The organism is Streptomyces sp. NPDC007983, assembly GCF_042958345.1.
Lineage (GTDB): Bacteria > Actinomycetota > Actinomycetes > Streptomycetales > Streptomycetaceae > Streptomyces.
This window is the reverse complement of the sequence record NZ_JBIBJI010000003.1, coordinates 939,617-960,466: the sequence shown is the minus strand read 5'-3', so window position 1 is coordinate 960,466 and position 20,850 is coordinate 939,617. Positions and strand designations below refer to the sequence as shown.

General features: G+C 71.9%; 20 protein-coding genes and 1 rRNA gene. 15 read left to right on the top strand and 6 right to left on the bottom strand.

Features of this window, described 5'->3' with window-relative positions:
* Window positions 1–146: 146 nt before the first annotated feature.
* The 9 genes from rrf (at window position 147) to ACFZCY_RS13620 (ending at window position 7,157) form a co-directional block, all read left to right on the top strand.
* Window positions 147–263, top strand: a 5S ribosomal RNA gene (gene rrf, locus ACFZCY_RS13660).
* 70 nt (window positions 264–333) lie between these two features.
* Window positions 334–990, top strand: a complete 657-nt coding sequence (locus ACFZCY_RS13655; RefSeq protein ID WP_391172081.1) for an HAD-IA family hydrolase — start codon at window positions 334–336, stop codon at window positions 988–990.
* 25 nt (window positions 991–1,015) lie between these two features.
* Window positions 1,016–2,257: an MFS transporter gene (locus ACFZCY_RS13650; RefSeq protein WP_391172079.1), complete on the top strand. Its 1,242-nt coding sequence runs from the start codon at window positions 1,016–1,018 to the stop codon at window positions 2,255–2,257.
* On the top strand, window positions 2,226–3,398 hold the full coding sequence (locus tag ACFZCY_RS13645; protein ID WP_391172077.1) for an acetoin utilization protein AcuC: 1,173 nt from the start codon (window positions 2,226–2,228) through the stop codon (window positions 3,396–3,398). The genes ACFZCY_RS13650 and ACFZCY_RS13645 overlap by 32 nt, the downstream gene beginning before the upstream one ends.
* Window positions 3,399–3,500: 102 nt before the next feature.
* A complete protein-coding gene (locus tag ACFZCY_RS13640; RefSeq protein ID WP_391172075.1) occupies window positions 3,501–4,316 on the top strand; it encodes a phosphatase in 816 nt (271 codons plus the stop codon).
* 131 nt (window positions 4,317–4,447) lie between these two features.
* Complete coding sequence (locus ACFZCY_RS13635; protein ID WP_014053989.1) at window positions 4,448–4,657, top strand: helix-turn-helix domain-containing protein; 210 nt, start codon at window positions 4,448–4,450, stop codon at window positions 4,655–4,657.
* A gap of 113 nt (window positions 4,658–4,770) precedes the next feature.
* Window positions 4,771–4,869: a 30S ribosomal protein bS22 gene (locus ACFZCY_RS13630; protein ID WP_003948845.1), complete on the top strand. Its 99-nt coding sequence runs from the start codon at window positions 4,771–4,773 to the stop codon at window positions 4,867–4,869.
* Window positions 4,870–5,055: 186 nt separating this feature from the next.
* A complete protein-coding gene (locus ACFZCY_RS13625; protein WP_391172072.1) occupies window positions 5,056–6,099 on the top strand; it encodes an NAD-dependent epimerase/dehydratase family protein in 1,044 nt (347 codons plus the stop codon).
* 14 nt (window positions 6,100–6,113) lie between these two features.
* Window positions 6,114–7,157 carry a 1-acyl-sn-glycerol-3-phosphate acyltransferase gene (locus ACFZCY_RS13620; protein WP_391172070.1) on the top strand — a complete coding sequence of 348 codons (1,044 nt, stop codon included), beginning with the start codon at window positions 6,114–6,116 and terminating at the stop codon, window positions 7,155–7,157.
* Window positions 7,158–7,203: 46 nt separating this feature from the next.
* On the opposite strand, the gene ACFZCY_RS13615 is transcribed toward ACFZCY_RS13620, so the two are convergent.
* The 4 genes from ACFZCY_RS13615 to ACFZCY_RS13600 all read right to left on the bottom strand — a co-directional run bounded on the left by ACFZCY_RS13615 (window position 7,204) and on the right by ACFZCY_RS13600 (window position 11,333).
* Complete coding sequence (locus tag ACFZCY_RS13615) at window positions 7,204–8,454, bottom strand: DUF5667 domain-containing protein (protein WP_391172068.1); 1,251 nt, start codon at window positions 8,452–8,454, stop codon at window positions 7,204–7,206.
* A gap of 213 nt (window positions 8,455–8,667) precedes the next feature.
* Window positions 8,668–9,498, bottom strand: coding sequence for an ECF subfamily RNA polymerase sigma factor, BldN family (locus ACFZCY_RS13610; protein ID WP_391172065.1), 831 nt, complete (start codon window positions 9,496–9,498; stop codon window positions 8,668–8,670).
* A 516-nt stretch (window positions 9,499–10,014) separates the two neighbouring features.
* Window positions 10,015–10,938: an HAD family phosphatase gene (locus ACFZCY_RS13605; RefSeq protein WP_055555871.1), complete on the bottom strand. Its 924-nt coding sequence runs from the start codon at window positions 10,936–10,938 to the stop codon at window positions 10,015–10,017.
* 116 nt (window positions 10,939–11,054) lie between these two features.
* Window positions 11,055–11,333, bottom strand: coding sequence for a glutaredoxin family protein (locus tag ACFZCY_RS13600; protein WP_391172063.1), 279 nt, complete (start codon window positions 11,331–11,333; stop codon window positions 11,055–11,057).
* A gap of 349 nt (window positions 11,334–11,682) precedes the next feature.
* Here ACFZCY_RS13600 and ACFZCY_RS13595 point away from each other — a divergent pair, with 349 nt between their 5' ends.
* From ACFZCY_RS13595 to hemB, 5 genes are read left to right on the top strand one after another with little or no spacing between them, the layout of a single operon-like run.
* Window positions 11,683–12,510: a redox-sensing transcriptional repressor Rex gene (locus tag ACFZCY_RS13595; protein WP_361485167.1), complete on the top strand. Its 828-nt coding sequence runs from the start codon at window positions 11,683–11,685 to the stop codon at window positions 12,508–12,510.
* On the top strand, window positions 12,507–14,009 hold the full coding sequence (gene hemA, locus ACFZCY_RS13590; protein ID WP_391172060.1) for a glutamyl-tRNA reductase: 1,503 nt from the start codon (window positions 12,507–12,509) through the stop codon (window positions 14,007–14,009). Before ACFZCY_RS13595 ends, hemA begins: the two co-directional genes overlap by 4 nt.
* Window positions 14,006–14,971, top strand: a complete 966-nt coding sequence (hemC, locus tag ACFZCY_RS13585) for a hydroxymethylbilane synthase (protein WP_391172058.1) — start codon at window positions 14,006–14,008, stop codon at window positions 14,969–14,971. The genes hemA and hemC overlap by 4 nt, the downstream gene beginning before the upstream one ends.
* Window positions 14,968–16,629 carry a uroporphyrinogen-III synthase gene (locus ACFZCY_RS13580; RefSeq protein WP_391172056.1) on the top strand — a complete coding sequence of 554 codons (1,662 nt, stop codon included), beginning with the start codon at window positions 14,968–14,970 and terminating at the stop codon, window positions 16,627–16,629. Before hemC ends, ACFZCY_RS13580 begins: the two co-directional genes overlap by 4 nt.
* Window positions 16,626–17,630, top strand: a complete 1,005-nt coding sequence (gene hemB / locus ACFZCY_RS13575; RefSeq protein WP_391172054.1) for a porphobilinogen synthase — start codon at window positions 16,626–16,628, stop codon at window positions 17,628–17,630. The genes ACFZCY_RS13580 and hemB overlap by 4 nt, the downstream gene beginning before the upstream one ends.
* Before the next feature lie 107 nt (window positions 17,631–17,737).
* Here hemB and ACFZCY_RS13570 read toward each other — a convergent pair whose 3' ends face one another.
* Both ACFZCY_RS13570 and ACFZCY_RS13565 read right to left on the bottom strand, forming a co-directional pair.
* Window positions 17,738–18,403, bottom strand: a complete 666-nt coding sequence (locus tag ACFZCY_RS13570; protein ID WP_391172052.1) for a nucleoside/nucleotide kinase family protein — start codon at window positions 18,401–18,403, stop codon at window positions 17,738–17,740.
* A gap of 110 nt (window positions 18,404–18,513) precedes the next feature.
* Complete coding sequence (locus tag ACFZCY_RS13565) at window positions 18,514–19,101, bottom strand: hypothetical protein (protein WP_391172050.1); 588 nt, start codon at window positions 19,099–19,101, stop codon at window positions 18,514–18,516.
* A 196-nt stretch (window positions 19,102–19,297) separates the two neighbouring features.
* Between ACFZCY_RS13565 and ACFZCY_RS13560 the strand changes: the two genes are divergently transcribed.
* On the top strand, window positions 19,298–20,809 hold the full coding sequence (locus ACFZCY_RS13560) for an alpha/beta fold hydrolase (RefSeq protein ID WP_391172048.1): 1,512 nt from the start codon (window positions 19,298–19,300) through the stop codon (window positions 20,807–20,809).
* Window positions 20,810–20,850 lie beyond the last annotated feature (41 nt).

The window sequence follows — 20,850 nt, the reverse complement described above, 5'->3', positions numbered from 1 at the left end:
GGTTGATAGGCCAGATATGGAAGCCGGGTGACCGGTGGAGTTGACTGGTACTAATAGGCCGAGGGCTTGTCCTCAGTTGCTCGCGTCCACTGTGTTGGTTCTGAAATAACGAACTGTGTTTTTCCGGTTTGTTTGTTTCATAGTGTTTCGGTGGTCAAAGCGTTAGGGAAACGCCCGGTTACATTCCGAACCCGGAAGCTAAGCCTTTCAGCGCCGATGGTACTGCAGGGGGGACCCTGTGGGAGAGTAGGACGCCGCCGAACAATTATTGAAAAGGCCCGGTCGGGAGCTTCGGCTCCGGACCGGGCCTTTTTGTCTTTGTAGGCTGACGCCATGCGCTATGACATGGTCATCTTCGACAACGACGGGGTACTCGTCGACAGCGAGCCGATCTCCAATCGGCTCCTCGCGGGCTATCTCACCGAGCTGGGCCACCCCACCAGCTACGAGGACTCCCTGCGGGACTACATGGGATCCGCCATGCACCGCATCCACGAACTGGTCCTGGAGCGCACCGGTCAGCGGCTGCCCGCCGACTTCGACACCACCTTCCACTCCCGCGTCTTCGCCGCCTTCCGCCGCGATCTGGAGCCGGTGGACGGCGTCGCCGCCACGCTGAACGGTCTGCGGGCGGACGGGATCCCGTACTGCGTGGCGTCCTCCGGAAGCCATGAGCGCATACGGGTCGCCCTGCGGAAGACCGGGCTCTACGACTACTTCGGCGAGGACCGCATCTTCAGCTCCGAGGACGTGGGCCGCGGCAAGCCCGCCCCCGACCTCTTCCTCCATGCGGCGAGCCGTATGGGCGCGGCCCCCGGGCAGTGCGCCGTCGTCGAGGACAGCCCGCTCGGGGTGCGGGCCGCCCTGGCGGCCGGGATGGACGCGTACGGCTACACGGCCATGACCCCGGCCGACCGCCTCCCGGGCGCCCGGGCCCACTTCTCGGACATGGCCGAACTGCGAATACTGCTCAGCTCTACCCACAAGTAGGGCCAGGGGCCTACGCTCCTCGGCCATGACGGATACGCGCCCGGGCCCGCGGCTGCGGCATGGCCGGGCCTCGCTGGCCATCAGCTTCTTCGTCCAGGGCGCGATCTTCGCACTGCTCGTGACCCGGATACCGGCGCTGCAGGACCGCTACGGGATATCCGACGGACTGCTGCCCCTCTTCCTCGCCGCCGTGCCGGTCCTCGCCGGGGTGGGCAGCGTCACCACCGAACACCTCGTCAAGCGCGTACGGCCGGGACGGGTGCTGCGCGGGGTCCAGCCCGTCGTCTCGCTCGCCCTGCTCGCCGCGGGGTCGGGCTCGGCGGTGTGGCAGCTCGCCGTGGCGCTCGCGGTCTTCGGCCTCACCGTCGGCGCGCTCGACGCGTCGATGAACATGCTCGGGGTGAGCCTGCAACGCGCGTACGGGCGCAGCATCATGCTCGGCTTCCACGCCGCGTACAGCCTGGGCGGGATCGCCGGGGCCTCGCTCGCCTGGGTGGGCGCGCACGAGGACCTGCCGCTGCCCGTGCTCTACGCACCGCTGGTGGCCGCTCTCGTGCCCGTCGCGTTCATCGCGGGCCGCTGGTTCGCGGACGACGCGCGCGGCCCCGGAGACGGCGGCACAGGCCCGGACGGAGGCACGGGCGCGGCGGGCGGCGCGGAGCACGGCGTGGTGAGCATGCGGCCGCTGCTGCCGCTCTGCCTCGTCATGGCCTTCGCCTACATCGGTGACTCCACGGTCTCCAACTGGTCCGCCAAGTACCTGGAGGACGTGCTGTACAGCTCCGACCAACTGGCGACGGTGCCGTACAACGTCTACATGGTCACCACCCTGCTCGGCCGGTCTTTCGGCGACCTCGGGGTGCGGCGGTTCGGCGCGGCCGCCGTCGTGCGGGCCGGGGCGCTGCTCGCGGCGGGCGGATTCGCCGTGGTCGCGGCGGCGCCCGGCGCCTGGGTGGGGATGCTCGGGTTCACGCTGCTGGGGCTCGGGCTGTGCGTGCTGGTGCCGCAGACGTTCGCCGCCGCCGGGCGGCTCTTCCCCGGGGCGTCGGACGCGGCCGTCGCGCGCCTGAACATCTTCAATTACGTGGGCTTTCTGATCGGTTCGCCGCTGGTGGGCGCGCTGGGCGGCGCGTGGAACTACCGCGGGGCGATGCTCGTGCCGATGGCGCTCGTCCTCGTGACGCTGGTCTACGCGAGGTCGTTCGGCGCCGCACCCGCCCGATACGGTGACGGACATGAGCGGCCGCGCACAGTTGATGTGGGATGAGGAAGTAACCGGATACGACTTCGGTGCCGGGCATCCGATGGACCCGGTCCGGCTCGCGCTGACCATGCGGTTGGTGGAGGCGTACGGGCTCGACCGGGCGGTCGAGGTGGTGGCCGCCAAGGCGGCCGGCGACTCGACGCTGCGGCTGGTCCACCGCCAGGAGTACATCGAGGCGGTGCGGCGGGCCTCGGCCGATCCGGCGGGCGCGGACGGTTCGTACGGGCTCGGGACCATGGACGACCCGGCGTTCGCCGGGATGCACGAGGCGTCGGCGCTGATCGCCGGGCAGTCGGTGGGCGCGGCGGAGAGCGTCTGGCGCGGCGAGGCGCTGCACGCGGTGAACTTCGCGGGCGGCCTGCACCACGCCATGCCCGGCGGCGCCTCCGGGTTCTGCGTCTACAACGACGCGGCGCTGGCGGTGGCCCGGCTGCTGGAGCTGGGCGCCGAGCGGGTCGCGTACGTGGATGTGGACGTGCACCACGGCGACGGCGTGCAGGCGGCCTTCTGGGACGATCCGCGGGTGCTGACCATCTCGCTGCACGAGCACCCGCGGACCCTCTTCCCGCAGACCGGATGGCCCGAGGAGACCGGCGGCGAGGGCGCCGTGGGCTCGGCGGTGAACGTGGCGCTCCCGGCCGGGACCGGGGACGCCGGCTGGCTGCGTGCCTACCACGCGGTGGTGCCGGAGCTGTTGGCCGCCTTCCGCCCGCAGGCGCTGGTGACCCAGCACGGCGCGGATACCCACATCGAGGACCCCCTCGCGCATCTGGGCGTGACCGTGGACGCGCAGCGTGCGGTCGCGGAGAGCTGCCACCGGCTGGCGCACGAGCACGCGGACGGGCGCTGGATCGCGCTCGGGGGCGGCGGCTACGCGGTGGTGGACGTGGTGCCGAGGTCGTGGACCCATCTGGTCGCGATCGCGGCGGGGCGGCCGGTGGCGCCGGAGGCGGAGGTGCCGGAGGAGTGGCGGCACGAGGTGTACCGGCGGACCCGGCTGGAGGCGCCGCGGCGGATGACGGACGGGCGCGAGCCGCGCTGGCAGGACTTCGCCGAGTCCGGCTACGACCCCGCGGACCGTCTGGACCAGGCGATCCTGGCGACCCGCCGGGCCGTCTTCCCCCACCACGGCCTGCTGCCGTAGGCCCCCGGGGCACCACGCTCTCGTACGCCAGTGTTAGGCCGACCGTGGTAACTCGGGGCGTTCCCCTTCGGGCGCGTACGGTGATCCAGCAGCATCGGTGGGGTGTTGAGTACCGCCGCGCTGCGTGCGCATCTGCTGGCGGCGCGGCTCGCCGGGCCGGTGACCACCAGCCGGGAGGAGAGCCTGCGCCGGTATCGGCTCTTCGCCGCCCGCGACCCCCGGGTGCTGCTCGGCCTGGATCCCGAATACGACTGGTCCTTCACCGAATTGCTTCGCCTCATGGGGAGTAAATGCGGGGTTTCGGTCAACCCGGCCCATGTCTCCGGTCACGATGTGATCGACCCGGAGCGTACGATCGCCGCCCTGCAGATCTTCGCGGACCGGCTCCGGGTGGCCGCCGAGACGCGGGCGCCGGTGCTCCTGGGCACCGGCCACCCCCACCGTCTCCTGGGTTTCTACGCCGCGTTGGCGTCGGCCCTCTCGGCGGCCGGATGCCCGATCCTCACCCCGGCGGACGGTAGATGTGTCGACATAACGACCCGCTTTGGCGTACGTACGTACCAGCTCACCTACGTACGGGGAGTCGCGATGGTGCGGGAACCCGGCGCCCGGCCGACCGCGAGTGAGCCGGGCGCCCACAGTCACTCGCCCCTCCCGGTTCGCGTTGCCCTCGCCTGTGCCGCGGAGTCCGGGGGGCCACTTCCGGGGCTGGTGATCGGGGACCACGGATGGGTCTGCGGAGCAGGTCAACTGGGGTTTGCCGCCATCGGGCTTGCCGACACCGACGACCCCGCGCTGTTCGTCGGGGAAGCCGAGGGGCAGGTGTCCGTGGCCGTTCCACTTGATGACGCTGTGCGGTCTGGTTACTACCGGCCGCTTACTCGCTATGTACTCAATCGAGCGTGTCTGTCACAGTAGGCGTGCGATCGCTACTCCTCTTCCCCACTCGCATCACCCGCCCCTAACCTGGGGATGAGCGCGCATGCGAGCAGGAGTCACCGGAGGGGAAGCCGGTGCCCGACATGTGCGGAAGGTTCAGGTGGTGTGTCATGGCTGCTGGCGAACGGCCTCTGAATGAGGTTCAGTTTCTGACCGTGGCGGAAGTCGCCTCGGTGATGCGAGTCTCCAAGATGACCGTGTACCGCTTGGTGCACAGCGGTCATCTGCCGGCGATCAGGGTGGGCAGGTCCTTCCGGGTCCCGGAGCAAGCGGTGCATGAGTACCTCCGCGAGTCCTATGTGGGGGTGGAGTCCGCTTAGCTCGACGACCCTCGGATTACGTGGTTCGCCCGGTGGCGGGTAGGCTGGCCCGATGTAGGTCGTGTGGGCTCGGACGCCCCGCACCGAGTGATTCGAAGTGAGCGAGGGTAGTCGTGGGCTCTGTTATCAAGAAGCGGCGCAAGCGGATGGCGAAGAAGAAGCACCGCAAGCTGCTCAAGCGCACGCGCGTCCAGCGTCGTAACAAGAAGTAACACCAGCGACGCTGTGTTCGTCCCGCAGCCCTTCCACCCATGGTGGAAGGGCTGCGGTGCGTGCGGCTGAGGCCCCGGCTCAAAACGTCGCACCGCGCGGCGAGTGGTCATCACAGCGCAACATCGACCAGTTACGGTGGTCCGCACAGCCCAGCTCGGACGAGGGTGGGAAGGAAGGCGCTGATCTTGGGAAAGGTCGTGCTCGTCACCGGAGTCGCCCGCCGGCTGGGGGGCCGCTTCGTACGGCGCATACAGCGCGAGCCGGACGTCGACCGGGTCATCGGGGTGGACGCGGTCGCTCCCGAACACCAGCTGGGCGGAGCCGATTTCGTCCGGGCCGACATCCGCCATCCCACGATCGGAAAGCTGCTCGCCGAATTCGGCGTCGACACGGTCGTCCATATGGACATCAACGGCACCCCGCTCGGCGCCCGCGGCAATCGCACCTCGGTCAAGGAAACCAACGTCATCGGCACCATGCAGCTGCTCGGTGCCTGCCAGAAGGCGCCGTCGGTCCAGCGGCTGGTGGTGAAGTCCAGCACCAGCGTGTACGGCTCCGCGCCCCGCGACCCCGCCGTCTTCGGCGAGACCACCCCGCCCAAGTCGCTGCCGAGCGGTGGCTTCGCCAAGGACACCGTCGAGGTCGAGGGGTACGTACGCGGCTTCGCCCGGCGCCGCCCCGACGTCGCGGTGTGCGTGCTGCGCTTCGCCAACATCCTCGGACCGTGCGCGGACTCCCCGCTCGCCGAGTACTTCGCGCTGCCGGTGCTGCCCACCGTCATCGGTTACGACCCGCGGCTCCAGTTCGTCCACGAGAAGGACGCCCTGGAGGTGCTGCGGATCGCCGCCTCCGCGCCGCGCCGCGGCACGCTCAACAGCGGCACGTTCAACATCGCGGGCGACGGGGTGCTGCTGCTCTCCCAGGCCGCCCGGCGGCTGGGCCGCCCCACCCTGCCGCTGCTGCTGCCGACCCTCCGATGGGCCCGCACCGCGCTGCGGTCCCTCGGCATCACCGACTTCTCGCCCGAGCAGATCCGGCTGCTCACCCACGGCCGGGTGGTGGCCACGACCCAGATGCGCGAGACCCTGGGATTCGAACCCGAATACACCACCGCCGGCGCCTTCGCGGACTACGCGCACAGCCGCGGTCCCGGGCTGCTCCCGCCCGAGACCCTCGCCCGTACCATCGACCGGCTCGGCGCCCTGCTGCCCGCCGGCGCCCAGAAATGAGGAGCGCGACCACCATGGCGGATGCCAAGGTCATTCCGTTCGGTGAGGAACCCCGGTCCCGGCGGAAGGGACTGCGCACGGGCCGTTCGAACCGGTCCCAGGGTCCGCTGAAGCCCGTACCGCAGCAGCGCGACGAGGAGCTGGAGCACCACCCCGAGACCTCCGCGGCCTCCGCCCCGCCACCGCCCCCGCACCCGCCGAAGCGGGCGCCGGGCGGCGGCGACTGGGAGCGCAAGCTCGCCCACGGGCTGAGCTTCCTGCGCCGCCGGATCACCGGTGAGTACGAGGTCGACGACTTCGGCTACGACGAGGACCTGACCGACCAGGTGCTGATGTCGATGCTCCGCCCGATGTACGAGAAGTACTTCCGGGTCGAGGTGAAGGGCATCGAGAACATCCCGGAGAAGGGCGGCGCGCTCGTGGTCGCCAACCACTCCGGGGTGCTGCCGCTGGACGGGCTGATGCTCCAGGTCGCGGTGCACGACAACCACCCGGCCCAGCGCCATCTGCGGCTGCTCGCCGCCGACCTGGTTTTCGTGCTGCCCGTCATCAACGAACTGGCGCGCAAGGCCGGTCACACCCTCGCCTGCTCCGAGGACGCCCAGCTGCTGCTGGAGCGCGGCGAGGTCGTCGGGGTGATGCCGGAGGGCTTCAAGGGCATCGGCAAGCCGTTCGCCGACCGGTACAAGCTGCAGCGGTTCGGGCGGGGCGGCTTCGTCTCGACGGCGCTGCGCGCCGGGGCGCCGATCGTGCCGTGCTCGATCGTGGGCGCCGAGGAGATCTATCCGATGGTCGGGAACGCGAAGACGCTGGCCCGGCTGCTGGGAATCCCGTACTTCCCGATCACGCCGACGTTCCCGCTGCTCGGACCGCTGGGGGCCGTGCCGCTGCCGACGAAGTGGACGATCCAGTTCGGTGAGCCCATCCCGACGGACGGGCACCCGCCGGAGGCCGCGGACGATCCGATGCTGATGTTCAACCTGACGGACCAGGTAAGGGAAACGATCCAGCACACGCTGTACAAGCTGCTGGTGCAGCGCCGCTCGGTGTTCTTTTGAGGGACGGCCTTCGGGTCCGGCGGCGGGGCCGCCGGACCCGGTTCGGCTACCTCGTGCCGTCGCCGTCGAGATCGAGGCCCGGCAGCAGGTCGGGCAGCAGCGGCGGGATGGTGATGTCCGGCTGGGACGGCTTGCCGCCGCCCGCTTCGCCCTTGCCCGCGGACGGGCTCGGCGTCGCCGCGCCGGTCGGCGGGTCCAGCAGACCGCCGACGCCGCCCACCAGACCCTGCTCCTCGGGGTCGGCCGACGCCGACGGGTGCGGCCGGGCGGAGGCGTCACCGGGGCGGCTGTGGCTCGGGGCGGCCGAGGAGGACGCCGCCTGGCCGTGCTCCGGCTCCACCGCGCCGGGGCGCGACGGCAGCTCACCGCCCGACTGGCCGGACGGCCCGTGCTGGTCCCGGGTGGTGGGCAGCAGCGAGCGCAGCGGACCGACCTCATCGTCTATGGCGTCGAAGACCGAGCTGACCTGCTGGCCGACGTCCATGAGCTGGACCGGCAGCTGCTCGCGCAACCGGCTCCAGCCCTCGCGGTGCGCCGTGGCGAAGGTGGACAGCTCCCGCATCGCGCCGAGCGAACCGTCCCGCTTGTAGACCTGGCGCAGCAGCCGGTGGCCCTCGGAGGCGTCATGGCGCATCCCGGACAGGGCCCGGCGGATCTCGCCGAGCTGCTCGTGGTCGAGGTCGCCGGAGCGGGTCCGCTCCATCAGCCGACGGGCCTCGCTCAGCCGGGTGGACGCCTGGTCCAGATAGATCCGGCCGCGGTCGGCGTCGCCGTCGGCCATCTCCAGCTTCAGGTCCTCCATGCCCCGCTTGACCCCGTAGAGGGTGTCGCCCGGGAGCGCGTCGGAGCTGGCCGCGGCGACGCCGCCGAACGCGCCCGCCGCGACTCCCACGGTGAGCCCCCCGGCCGCGAGCCCCTTGGACCAGCGGGAGCGGGGCCGGAGTCTGGACACCGGGGGTTTCGCCCGGTGGGCACCGCTGCTGCGGCGGCGCTGCTCGGGGACGCGGGATGCGCCGTCCGCGAAGGCGGCCTCCATGGCGGCGATCAGCTGGGCCCGCTGGGCCGTTTTGACGTCGGCGGACAGTGTCGGCTTCGGCAGCTCGCCGAGCTGCCGGGTCAGGCCCATCAGCCGCTGCTGGCCGGGGCTGTCCGCGGTGGGGCCGGACGGTTCGGCCCCGGTCGCGGTCGCCCCGGTCGTGTCCTGGGACGCCTGGTGCCGGCTCTCCAGCGCCTCCAGGGCCTCCAGCGCCTCGGCGAAGGCGTTCGCCCGCCGGTGCGCCGATACGTTCGCGATCACGGGCGGCACCTCCTCTTCTCGTGACGGTCGACTCCCCAGGACACCTGGAGGTTCCGTGCCATGCGCGCGTCCACCCGATCGAGTGAGGGGACTACGGGCAGGGTACGACCGCGAGGCGCCTGCACCTCCCACAACGAGCGGCGCGGCACAGGGGTTACGCCCTCCCGATGATCGGACCACACGCCGCGACCGCGCTTCCGGGGTTCCAGCGGGTCAGCGGGCGTCGTCCGGCAGCAGCCGCGCCAGGGTGCGCACGGCCCGGTACTGCAGGGTTTTGATCGCCCCCTCGTTCTTCCCCATGACGCGGGCGGTCTCGGCGACCGAGAGGCCCTGGAGGAAGCGGAGTGTCACGCACTCCTGCTGCTGCGGGTTGAGTTTTCGCACCGCCTGCAGCAGCGCCGCGTTGGAGAGGGACTCCAGGACGGAGTCCTCCGGGCTGCGCTCGACCTCGTTGGCGTCGAGCATCTCGCCGGTGGTGACCTCCAGCCGGAAGCGGCTGGACTTGAAGTGGTCGGCGACGAGGTTGCGGGCGATCGTCACCAGCCAGGCGCCGAAGTCGCGGCCCTGCCAGGTGAAGGTCCCGATGCGGCGCAGGGCGCGCAGGAACGTCTCGCTGGTGAGGTCCTCGGCCGTGGCCCGGCCGCCGACCCGGTAGTAGATATAGCGGTACACCGTGTCGGCGTACTGGTCGTAGAGGCGCCCGAAGGCCTCGGCCTCGCCCGCCTGGGCGCGCTCCACGAGGTCCATCATCCGGCGGCTGTCGCTGTCGGCGCTGGGCCGGCGGGCGGTGGAGGTGGAGCCGCGGGAACGTCTGCCGACCGCCGCCCCGCCGTCGGTGAGGGCATAGCAGGGACTGGCGGCGCCGGACCGGCCGACCGTGCCGTCGGCGGTACCGGCGGCACCGGCCGGGCCGGCGGGCACGGGCGAGGCGAGGGCGAGGGCGGGGACGGCATACGCGGTGGGGACGAAGCCGCGCAGACAGTCGAGGACCGTTGCGCGCAGCGTAGCCAGGCCCGAGGCGTCAACCCCGACGTGTGGGTACACGGGACTCCCAGAGGCAGAGCTTCCATCACGTGCAGTACGGGACCGTTCACCCGCCGTAGGGACGCGTGGGTACCGGTTTGCGTCTAAGGAGAATAACGCTTCGTATAGGCGGCGCTACACCCAGTTGCTCAAATCATCGTTTCCGTCTGCTTCGTTATGGATTGATGACCGATCAAGTGACGAATGCAGTATGGGAGTTGATCGAAAAGCTTCGCTGCTTGTGCGCTGGTATGGCGTGTTGTGACAAAGCGGCGGTAAGGGGACTGGCGGGGGCGCTATGGGCCAGCAAACGCGGATTGACTGAAACGGGACGGAGGCGGTCGTTCGATGACCCTCCGCATCGCTGCCCATGCCGTCACGCAGCGCGACGATCAGTCAAGCGCGGGCATGCCCGGTCACCCTCGTTCGGCGACGGTCGGTCACGGTGCCGGGCACCTCCCGGCGACGGCCGGGGCGCATCCGGTTCTGCCGCGCGGGTGACGGGCCGGCGACCGGGCCGGTGCCCCGGGAGTGTCCCTAGCGCCTGCGGCGGTGGAGGGCCACGGCGGCGGCCGTGCCGCCCGCCACCGCGCCGACGCCGGCCGCGGCCGGGATGCCGATGCGGGCCGCCTTGCGGCCGGTGCGGTAGTCGCGCAGCCGCCAGCCGCGCTCGCGGGCGTGTTTGCGCAGCTGCCCGTCGGGGTTCACGGCGTACGGGTGGCCGACGATCGACAGCATGGGGATGTCGTTGGAGGAGTCGCTGTACGCCGCGCAGCGGCTCAGGTCGAGCCCCTCGGCCGCCGCCAGCGCCCGTACGGCCTCCGCCTTCGCCGGGCCGTGCAGCGGTTCGCCGACCAGTTTGCCGGTGTACACGCCGCCGACGGACTCGGCCACCGTCCCCAGGGCCCCGGTCAGCCCGAGCCGCCGGGCGATGATCGTGGCGGTCTCGACGGGGGCCGCGGTCACCAGCCACACCCGCTGCCCGGCGTCCAGGTGGGCCTGGGCGAGAGCGCGGGTGCCGGGCCAGATGCGGTCGGCCATGTACTCGTCGTAGATCTCCTCGCCGATCGACATCAGCTCGGCGACCCGATGGCCCTTGACGATCGACAGCGCGCTGCTGCGCACGTCCTCCATGTGGGCCGGGTCCTCGACTCCGGCCATCCGGAACCACGTCTGCTGCCAGGCGAAGCGGGCCAGTTCGCGTTTGCGGAAGAAATGCCGCTTGTAGAGGCCGCGGCCGAAGTGGAAGAGCGCGGCGCCCTGCATGACCGTGTTGTCCAGGTCGAAGAAGGCGGCCGCCTGCTCGTCCCCGACCACGGGGAACTCCGGCTCGGCGGCGGTCTGTGGCGGGGGAGTCTCGGCCGACGACTTGCGCGCCGCCTCGGCCGATGCCTCTCCGGCGAGGACGCTCCGCTCCGTGGCGGATTGTCGACGTCGGGTGAACCATCCCAGTGCGGCCATGGAGCGAGCATAGCCACGCCCGCGGTGCTTCCCGTTACGCCCGGGTGTCGCGCGGATTCAGGTTACGCGAAAGGGGGGCCGGGCGCGGACGGCCTGCGGCGGGCCGGTGGCCGTCCTCAGCCGCCGAGGGCGCCGCGCAGCCGCTTCGGGTCGACCCGCCAGAAGTCGTGCTGGGCGCCGTCGACGAGGATCACCGGGATCTGTTCCCAGTACTTCCGGTACAGCTCCTCGTCCTGGGTGATGTCCTTCTTCTCCCAGGGGGTGCCCAGCTCGCCGCAGACCTTCTCGATCACGGCCTCGGCGTCCTCGCAGAGGTGACAGTCGGGCTTGCCGATCAGCGTCACCGTGCGCTCGCTGGGCTTCTTGCGGGGACTACGGCGCAACAGCGGACTCATGGCCCCATTGTGCGCTCCCTCTCCTTTACCCCTTCCGGCAAGTTCGGCGGTGGGGCCCGGGTCGGTTTACGATCGTGGGCGATTTGTTGCTGTCCGGGGGGAAAGCGGTGAGGAGTGAGGGCCCGTGCTCCCCTCGGCGTCCCAGCGGTGCGTGCGCTTCCATGGGGAACGGTGCGACGCTGGTGGTGGTTCCGTGGCCAGGTCGAAAAGGTGCGTGACACCGGTCACTTTGCTCGGACAAAGCGGACACCATCTTTGTGCACGCGTTCACAAAGACATAGCCTGGCGTCGATGGGGCGGCCTCACGCCATTCGGCCGCCTGCAGCCCCGCTCTACCCGCAGGAGCACCGTGGCAACTGGCCGAACTCACCGACCGGCGACCCGAAGCCGAGGAATCCCCGAGGCCACCGTCGCCCGGCTACCGCTGTATCTGCGCGCCCTGACCGCGCTCTCCGAGCGTTCGGTGCCCACGGTGTCCTCCGAGGAACTCGCGACCGCCGCCGGGGTCAATTCGGCCAAGCTGCGCAAGGACTTCTCGTACCTCGGCTCGTACGGCACCCGGGGTGTCGGCTACGACGTGGAGTACCTCGTCTATCAGATCTCGCGGGAGCTCGGCCTCACCCAGGACTGGCCGGTCGTGATCGTCGGTATCGGTAACCTCGGCGCCGCGCTCGCCAACTACGGCGGCTTCGCCTCCCGTGGCTTCCGGGTCGCCGCGCTGATCGACGCCGATCCGGCGATGGCGGGGAAGCCGGTCGCGGGGATCGCGGTGCAGCACACCGACGAGCTGGAAAAGATCATCGACGACAACGGGGTCTCGATCGGCGTGATCGCCACCCCGGCCGGTGCCGCCCAGCAGGTCTGTGACCGCCTCGTCGCGGCCGGGATCACCTCGATCCTGAACTTCGCGCCCACCGTGCTGTCCGTTCCGGAGGGTGTGGACGTCCGTAAGGTCGACCTCTCGATCGAGCTGCAGATCCTCGCCTTCCACGAGCAGCGCAAGGCGGGCGAGGAGGCCACCCCGCCCGAGCGGGAGACGGCCGGAACCGGTGAGCCGGGTGTGGCGACGACGCCCAAGCGGCCCTCCGCCGCCACGGACCGCCCCGCCGCCGGTGCGTCCGGCGACGGCAGTCGGCAGGGACCTGACGGGGATGTGCCCGCCGTGATGCCGGCATGAGTCTCCTCGTCGTCGGAATGAGTCACCGCAGCGCGCCCGTGAGCGTGCTGGAGCGCGCCGCCCTGGTGGGGGACGAGCAGGCGAAGCTGCTGCAGGACACGCTCGCCGCCGATCCCGCCACCGAGGCCGCGGTGCTGGCCACCTGCAACCGGATCGAGCTGTACGCCGATGTGGACAAGTTCCACGCCGGAGTGGCCGAACTGTCCACCCTGATCGCCCAGCACACCGGCGTCGGCCTGGACGAGCTGACCCCGTATCTCTACGTCCACTACGAGGACCGGGCCGTCCACCACCTCTTCTCGGTGGCCTGCGGGCTGGACTCGATGGTCGTCGGTGAGGGCCAGATCCTCGGCCAGATCAAGGACGCGCTCGCGCTCGGCCAGGAGCTGCACACCGCGGGCCGGATGCTGAACGACCTCTTCCAGCAGGCGCTGCGGGTCGGCAAGCGGGCGCACAGCGAGACCGGGATCGACAAGGCCGGGCAGTCGCTGGTGACCTTCGGCCTGGAGCAGCTGGCCGGGGGCGAGCCGGTGGCGGCGTGGGCGGCCGGGAAGCGTGCGCTGGTGATCGGCGCCGGATCGATGTCCTCGCTGGCCGCGACGACCCTCGCGCGCGCCGGTGTGGCAGAACTGGTGATCGCCAACAGGACGTTGGAGCGGGCCCTGCGGCTCGCCGAGTCCCTCGCGGGCCAGCACGCCGGGCTCGGCGCCGATGTCGCCGTCGCCGACCGGGCGGCCGACGCCGCGCGGGAGGCCGCGGCGGAGCGGCGGCCCGGGCTGATCGCCCGCGCCGTGCCGCGCGACCGGGTCGGGGGCGAGCTGCCGCACGCCGACATCGTCGTCTCCTGTACCGGCGCGACCGGCCTGGTGCTGACCGAGGACGATCTGCGCACCGCCCTCACCCGGCGGGCGGGCTGCCCCTCCGGCGGGCGTGCCGCCACCGTCTCGCTGCTGGATCTGGCGATGCCGCGCGACATAGACGCGGCGGCGCACCGGATCGAGGGACTGCGGCTGGTCGACATCGAGTCCCTCGCCGAGGCGGCCGCCACCCCTGACGACGATTCGGGCTCCTCCGCGGGCGCGCTGGCCGCCGATGTCGACAAGGTCCGCGGAATCGTCTCCGCCGAGGTATCCGCCTTCGGGGCCGCCCAGCGCGCCGCGCACATCACGCCGACGGTGGTCGCGCTGCGTACCATGGCGGCAGATGTCGTCGCGAGTGAGATCGCCCGGCTCGACGGACGCCTGCCCGATCTGGACGACAAGCAGCGCTCGGAGATCACCCAGACCGTGCGCCGGGTCGTCGACAAGCTGCTGCACGCGCCCACCGTGCGGGTCAAGGAGCTGGCGAGCACTCCGGGCGGCGCGGGCTACGCGGACGCGCTGCGCGAGCTCTTCGACCTCGACCCTCAGGCGGTTGCCGCCGTCAGCCGGGCCGACACCAGCGGCTCGGGCCCGGCGGCCGCCGCCGAACCGAACGACCCGAAGGGAGGCCGGGCATGACCGCCCCCGCCACCCCGCTGCGGCTGGGTACCCGCCGCAGCGCGCTCGCCAAGGCCCAGTCCGGCCTGATAGCCGACGCGGTGCGCGAGCTGACCGGCCGCCCCGTCGAGCTGGTCGAGATCACGACGTACGGGGACGTCTCGCGCGAGCAGCTGGCGCAGATCGGCGGCACCGGCGTCTTCGTCTCGGCGCTGCGCGAGGCGCTGCTGGGCGGCAAGATCGACTTCGCCGTCCACTCGCTGAAGGACCTGCCGACCGCCGAGCCCGAGGGCCTGACGCCGGCCGCGATCCCGCGGCGCGAGGACCCGCGGGACGCGCTCATCGCGCGCGACGGCCTCACTTTCGAACAGCTGCCGCCCGGCGCCCGGATAGGCACCGGATCGCCGCGCCGCGCCGCGCAGCTCAACGCCTGGGCGCGCTCGTGCGGGCTCGATGTCGAGACGGTGCCGATCCGCGGCAACGTCGACACCCGGATCGGCTACGTCCGCTCCGGTGAACTGGACGCCGTGGTGCTCGCCGCCGCCGGGCTGATCCGCCTCGGGCGGATCGGCGAGGCGACCGAGCTCCTCGACGCCGACCATGTTTTGCCCGCCCCCGGCCAGGGGGCCCTGGCAGTCGAATGTGCCGCGGCCGACGCGGAGATGACTGCCCTGCTCGCCGGACTCGACGACCCGCACACGCGGGCCGCCGTGACCGCCGAGCGTTCCCTGCTCGCCGCCCTGGAGGCCGGCTGCAGCGCACCTGTGGGGGCGCTGGCCGACCTGTTGGGCGACGGTCAGGTTGTCACCGAAATGCGCCTGCGCGGCGTCGTCGGCACGACCGACGGCTCGACGCTGGTGCAGCTGTCCACCACCGGTCCCGTACCCGCGTCGCCCGACAAGGCCGCGGACCTCGGTCGCGAACTCGCCACCGAGATGCTTGCCAAGGGTGCGGCCGGTCTTATGGGGGAGCGAGCACTTTGAACCCCAACGCCCCTAATCACCCCGGCTGCGGGCACGTCACCTTCCTCGGTGCCGGCCCAGGAGATCCGGGCCTACTGACGCTGCGTGCCGTGGAGGCACTGGCCGCCGCGGACGTGCTGATCGCCGACCCGCAGGTGCTCGACGTGGTGCGTACGCACGTCAGGCCGGGCGTGGCCGCGGAGGCTCAAGGCACGCCGGGGCAGGCCCCTGATGCGTCGTCAGGAACCGCCGAGGTCCCGGTACTCCGGGACAGCACCAATCTTGTCATGGCGGCCGCGCGCGGCGGCAAGCGGGTCGTCCGCGCGGTCGCGGGCGATCCCGGCCTCGACGGGAACGCCGCCGACGAGATGCGCGCGTGCGCCGCCGAGGGCATCGTCTTCGAGGTGGTCCCCGGTGTCGCGTCCGCGGTGGGCGTGCCCGCCTACGCGGGTGTGCCGCTGCGGGACTCCCAGGGCGCCGACGTGCGCTTCGTGGACGCCCGCAGCGCCGATGAGCGCTGCTGGAGCGAGGTCGGCTCGTCCGATGGGACGGCCGTCGTCTCCGCCACCCTGGAGACGGTCGCGGCCGCCGCGGGCGAGCTGGTGTCCGCGGGCCGCAAGCCGGACACCCCGCTGACGGTCACCGTCGCCGGTACCACCACCCGGCAGCGCACCTGGACGGCGACGCTCGGCACCATCGCGCAGGTGCTGAAGTCCGCGAAGGTGCTGCCGTCGCCGCAGGGCTCGCAGCCCGTGATAGCGGTCGTCGGCGAGAGCGGCGCGGCCGAGCGGCGCGATCAGCTGTCCTGGTTCGAGTCCAAGCCGCTGTTCGGCTGGAAGGTCCTGGTGCCGCGCACCAAGGAGCAGGCCGCCTCGCTCTCGGACCAGCTGCGCAGCTACGGCGCGGTGCCCAGCGAGGTGCCGACGATCGCCGTCGAGCCGCCGCGTACTCCGCAGCAGATGGAGCGCGCGGTCAAGGGCCTGGTCACCGGGCGCTACGAGTGGATCGCCTTCACCTCGGTCAACGCGGTCAAGGCGGTGCGCGAGAAGTTCGAGGAGTACGGGCTCGACGCCCGCGCGTTCGCCGGGATCAAGGTCGCGGCGGTGGGCGAGCAGACCGCCAAGTCGCTGATCGAGTTCGGTGTGAAGCCGGATCTGGTGCCCAGCGGTGAGCAGTCCGCGGCCGGGCTGCTGGAGGACTGGCCGCCGTACGATCCGGTCTTCGACCCGATCGACCGGGTGTTCCTGCCGCGTGCCGACATCGCCACCGAGACCCTGGTCGCCGGGCTGATCGAGCTGGGCTGGGAGGTCGACGACGTCACCGCGTACCGCACCGTGCGCGCCTCGCCGCCGCCGGCCGAGACCCGTGAGGCGATCAAGGGCGGCGGGTTCGACGCGGTGCTGTTCACCTCGTCGTCCACCGTGCGGAACCTCGTCGGCATCGCGGGCAAGCCGCACAATGTCACTGTCATCGCCTGTATCGGCCCGGCCACCGCGAAGACCGCGGAGGAGCACGGCCTGCGGGTGGACGTGCTGTCGCCCGAGCCCTCGGTGCTCAAGCTGGCCGAGGCGCTCGCGGACTTCGGCGCGGCGCGGCGCCAGGCCGCGGTCGAGGCCGGGGACCCGGTCACGCGCCCGAGCGAGCGACGGCCCGGATCGCGAAGGAGGGCACGCTCTTGAGCACGAGGTACGGCAGCTTCCCGGACGCCCGGCCGCGCCGGCTGCGCACCACGCCGGCGATGCGGCGCATGGTCGCCGAGACCCGGCTGCACCCGGCCGAGCTGATCCTGCCCGCGTTCGTGCGGGAGGGCGTGAGCGAGCCGGTGCCGCTGCAGTCGATGCCGGGCGTTCTCCAGCACACCCGGGACTCCCTGCGGAAGGCCGCCGCCGAGGCGGTCGCGGCGGGCATCGGCGGGATCATGCTGTTCGGGGTGCCGGAGGACGCCAAGAAGGACGCCGTCGGCACCTCCGGCACCGACCCGGACGGCATCCTCCAGGTCGCCATCCGGGACGTGCGCGCCGAGGTCGGCGACGACCTGGTGATCATGTCCGACCTGTGCCTGGACGAGCACACCGACCACGGCCACTGCGGCGTCCTGGACGCCGAGGGCCGGATCGACAACGACGCCACCCTGGAGCGCTACGCCGAGATGGCCCGCGCCCAGGCCGACGCGGGCGTCCACACGGTCGGCCCGAGCGGCATGATGGACGGCCAGGTCGGCGTGGTCCGCGAGGCCCTGGACGGCGCCGGGTACCAGGACGTGTCGATCCTCGCCTACACCGCCAAGTACGCCTCCGCCTTCTACGGCCCGTTCCGCGAGGCCGTCGGCTCGTCGCTGAAGGGCGACCGCAAGACGTACCAGCAGGACCCGCCGAACGCCCGCGAGTCCCTGCGCGAGCTGGAGCTGGACCTGGCCGAGGGCGCCGACATGGTCATGGTCAAGCCCGCGCTGCCGTACCTGGACATCCTGCGGCAGATCGCGGACGCGGTGGACGTGCCGGTGGCCGCGTACCAGATCTCCGGCGAGTACGCGATGGTCGAGTCGGCCGCCGCCAACGGCTGGATCGACCGCGACCGCGCCATCATGGAGACCCTGACCTCCATCCGCCGCGCGGGCGCGGGGATGATCCTCACCTACTGGGCAACGGAGGTCGCGCAGCGGCTGAACCGCGGCGAGTAGTTCATCGAGCACAGCAGGACGGGCCGGACGCGCATACCGCATCCGGCCCGTCCGCGTTCTCGAACCGTACGACTTCTGACGGCCCGCCGGGCGGTGACGCGTTCAGCTCATGCCGGTGAGCCCGGCCCGTCCGCGGGGCGCGGGGCGTGGCCCGCGGCGAAGGTGATGACGAGGTCGGCGGTGGTGCGGCCCGGGGTGACGCGGCGGGCGTTGGCCTCGTCGGAGGTGAGGACCCAGCGTTCGGCCTCGGCGGGGGCCTTGCCGAAGCGCTCGTGGCGGTCGATCAGCCGCCGTACGCGCTCCTCGGTGTCCAGCTCGACCCACCAGGTCTCGTCCAGCAGGTCGCGGACCGGGCGCCAGGGCGCGTCGTCCAGCAGCAGGTAATTGCCCTCGGTGACGACGAGCGGGACCTCGGGAGCCACCGGGATGGAGCCCGCGATGGGCTGCTCCAGCTCGCGTTCGAAGCCCGGCGCGTACACCGGTTCGCCGGGGCGCGGGTCCGTGAGGCGCCGCAGCAGGGCGGTGTAGCCGTACGCGTCGAACGTCTCCGGGGCGCCCTTGCGGTCCAGCAGGCCGACGCGGCGCAGCTCGATGTCGGCGAGGTGGAAGCCGTCCATCGGGACCAGGACCGCGCGGTCGGGGCCGAGGGCGTCGACCAGGTACTCGGCAAGGGTGGTCTTTCCGGCCCCGGGCGGTCCGGCGATGCCGAGCAGCCGGCGGTGGCCTGAGCCGGCCAGGCGGCGGGCGCGCTCGAGGAGCTGCTCAGGAGTCATGGCGGGCGCTTTCGGGGAGTCCGGGTCGGGTGGGGCCGCTGTGTGAGCGTACGCGGCCGTGGGCGGCGGTGGACGAGGGGCCACCGCCGGACCGGGCTCCCCGCCGTGGCTCAGCGGGCGGCGGTCCAGGAGTGGGCCACGTCCAGGATCACCTTGCCGTCCGACTGGAAGACCCGGAACGGCAGCCGCGCCCGCACCCCGAGGCCGACCTGGGTGTCGCCCTCGAAGCTGGCGGCGTAGCGGGTGTCCCGGAAGGTCCGGTAGCCGGTGACGTCCACGCCCGGCAACTGCTGCCTGGCCTTGCCCGGGTACGTCCGTTGGCCCGCCTCGTAGTCGTAGCTGGGCGCGCCCACCCGGATGTCGAGGATCGCCCCGCCGTTCACCGGGATCGGGTCCCCGGAGCCGTCCTGGTGCAGCGCGTCGACGTACCGCACGTCGAAGCGCACCCGGTCGGTGGCGGTGGCGCCCTTCACGTCGAAGACCATGCGGTCGAAGCACTCGTGCCGGCCGGTCCTGATGTTCTCCAGCGGCTTGTGGCTGCCCGAGGGGGCCGTCTTCTCGCCGCTGCCCCAGCCCGTCGCGCATGCCGCGGCCGTGCCCGCACCGGTGGCCCGCGCCGCTTCGGCTGTTCCGGCTGTCACCGCCAGTCCGGCGCCTGCCAGCACGAGCGCCGCGAGCGAGGTTCCCCACCGTCGCATGTCCTACCCCCAAGTGTCTCGATTGACGGATGTGCATGAGGTTTGACGGGCCGTGGGGGCCGGGGGTTGTCCTCCATCGGAGAATCTGTCGCAAAGGGTACGGTCGGGGCCGTCCCCTACGGGTGGGGATATCCGCAGCGCCCACCGGCCGGGTGACCGGATGGGCACGCGCGTCCGGTTCGGACAGGCTCGTCCCATGCCACTGATGACCGGCAAGACCGCCGCGCTGGCGCTCGCCATCGCCGCCACCGCCTCCGTCCTGGCCACCGTGTCCTCCGCCGACGCGAGCGAGGGGAAGGCCGTCACGCCGTCCCTCGCCTGGGGGACGTGCGACGGCGAGGACCACGACGCCCGCCAGGAGTGCGCCACGCTCTCGGTGCCGCTGGACTACCGCGACCCGGACGGGAAGCGGATTACGCTCGCCGTCTCCCACATTCGCAGCGAGCGGCCCGGCGCCCGCCGAGGCACGCTGCTGCTGATCCCCGGCGGCCCCGGGGGGTCCGGCCTGAACCGGCCCACCACCTACGGCAAGCGGCTTCCCCAGTCGGTCCGGGACGCCTACGACCTGGTCGGCTTCGACCCGCGCGGATTGGGCGGGTCCACACACGCGGACTGCGGTCTGGCGGACGAGGACCTGTCCCTGGCCACGTCCCGCCCCTGGCCCGCCGCCGACGGTGGCATCACCGGGAACGTCACCACCGCCCGCCGCATCGCCGACGCCTGCGCCCGAAACGGCGGCGATCTGGTGCGCAGCCTCAGCACCGTCAACGAGGCGCGGGACATCGACCGCATCCGCCAGGCGCTCGGCGAGCGGAAGCTGTCCGCCTGGAACACCTCGTACGGGACGTACGTGGGATCCGTGTACGCGCAGCTGTACCCGGAGCGCACCGACCGCTGGGTGCTGGACAGCAACGACGACCCGGACCCGACGCGGGTGGAGCGCGGCTGGCTGGCGAACCTCGCGGTCGGCGTCGAGGACAGCTTCCCCGCCTTCGCGGAGTTCGCGTCCTCACTTCCCGAGGCCGAACGCCTTGCCGACACCCCGGCCGGGGTGCGCCGCGTCGTCCTGGACCTCGCCGCCCGTCTGGACGCCGAGCCGCTGCCCCGGGACGGGGCCGCCCAGCCCGTGCTGGACGGCAACATGTTCCGCCAGAGCGTGCTGACAGCCCTGTACTCCCAGAAGAACTTCAAGGACCTCGCCCCCTTCATCAAGGGCGTGCGGGACGGCCACGCGCCTGCCGAGACGCCGGGACGGATGACGCAGGACGCCGCGGCGGTGTCGTACGCGACCCTCTGCAACGACGTGGAGTGGCCGAGGTCGGTCTCGGCTTACGCCCGCGACGTGGCCGCCGGCCGCGCATCCCACCCGCTCACCGCGGGCATGCCGGGGAACATCACGCCGTGTGCCTTCTGGCCGGACAAGCCCCAGGACAAGCCGGTCCGCGTCACCGACCGGGGCCCGTCCAATGTGCTGCTCGTCCAGAACCGCCACGACGTGGCCACCCCCTACAGCGGGGCGCTCAATCTGCGCCGCGCCTTCGGTGACCGGGCGCGGATGGTCAGCGTCGACTCCACGGGGCACGGCGCGGCCTACGTCCCCGCCCCGTACACCAGCTCCTGCGCGGACCGCGCGGTGACGGACTACCTGGTGCGCGGCGAGCGGCCCGCGGGCGATGTGTCCTGTCCGGCGCCGGAGGAAGCGCCGTAAACGGCCGCGCGGCGGTCCCGGTCATGACGACCGGGAGCGCC